Source organism: Bacillus sp. Xin1 (genome assembly GCF_013314535.1).
GTDB lineage: Bacteria > Bacillota > Bacilli > Bacillales > Bacillaceae_G > Bacillus_A.
In genome coordinates this window covers 1-1357 of sequence record NZ_JABUAE010000136.1, presented here as the reverse complement: position 1 = coordinate 1357, position 1357 = coordinate 1, and the positions used below count along the sequence as shown (strand labels likewise).

1 protein-coding gene is annotated in these 1357 nt (G+C 36.9%); it reads right to left on the bottom strand.

Annotated elements, in window-relative coordinates; genetic code table 11:
- A partial coding sequence (locus HRG09_RS28095) for an alanine/glycine:cation symporter family protein (RefSeq protein ID WP_174104070.1) occupies positions 1–1280 on the bottom strand: 1280 nt, incomplete at its 3' end.
- Positions 1281–1357: the final 77 nt, after the last annotated feature.

Here is a 1357-nt window from a genome sequence, read left to right as displayed (position 1 = left end):
ATTTTTGATAGTAAGGTAATAGCAATTAAATTTATAATAACCATAAAGCCCATAAATAAATCCGCTAAATCCCATACCAGCTGGATTTTTGCAACTGAGCCGAATACAATCATAGCTAACACACTTATTCTGTATACCATCAACCATACTTTACTTGTGTGTAAGAATCGAATATTTGTTTCTCCGTAATAATAGTTCCCAATTAACGCACCGAATCCAAATAGGAAGACAAAGATAGCTAGACAGCCCGATGCCCAAGAGCCGATATGTTCACTTAATGCTGCTTGTGTAAGTGCAATTCCATTTAGTTCTGGTTGTTTGTATGCATCAGAAAGTAAAATAATAAATGCTGTGCTTGTACAAATAATCAGTGTATCCGTTAATACACCAAATGCTTGAATAAGTCCTTGTTTCACCGGATGGCTTGTTGTTGCCGTTGCAGCAACATTTGGTGCACTTCCCATACCAGCTTCATTTGAGAATAAACCACGTTTAACTCCATGCATGAGTGCTGCGCCGATTGAACCGCCTGCTATTTGTTTAAAGCCAAATGCGTTTTGAACAATAAGAGAAAGAACTTCCGGCATTTTTGTTATGTTCGTAACTACAACAAATAATGCAACTCCAATGTATAAGACTGCTAGAAACATTACCTTGTATTCAGCCATTTTTGCAATACGCTGTACACCACCAAAGATAATCACAGCGAAAGCAATTGCCATGATAATCCCAACAGTTAAACGATCTGTACCGAATGAGTTCTCAAAAGCAATTGTAACGGTATTTGATTGTACAGAATTGAATACAAGACCGAAAGTAATCGTAATTAAAATAGAGAATATTACTCCCATCCAACGTTTGTTTAGCCCTTTTTCCATATAATAGGATGGACCGCCGCGGAAACCATCTTTATCTTTTACTTTATATATTTGCGCTAATGTACTCTCAACAAAGCTGGATGCTGAGCTAATAATAGAAATAATCCACATCCAGAATACTGCTCCAGGACCGCCTAGTGCAATCGCAATCGCAATTCCTGTGATATTTCCTGTTCCAACGCGAGCAGCCATACCAATACAAAACGCTTGGAACGGAGAAATTTGGTCTTTAGAACTATCCTTCCCTTCCATTAAAACACGGACCATTTCCTTTAGCATTCGAAACTGTACAAATTTCGATTTAAATGTGAAATAAATTCCGCACACAACAAGCATAATAAACAATTTAGACCATAAAAAATCATTCGTTGACCCGACTAGATCCACCAGAAATTGTTCCATATCATCACCTCATATCAAAATTTCATATCCCCTAATCTATATAAAATCACCTTTATTTTCTGACATAACTAACCTCA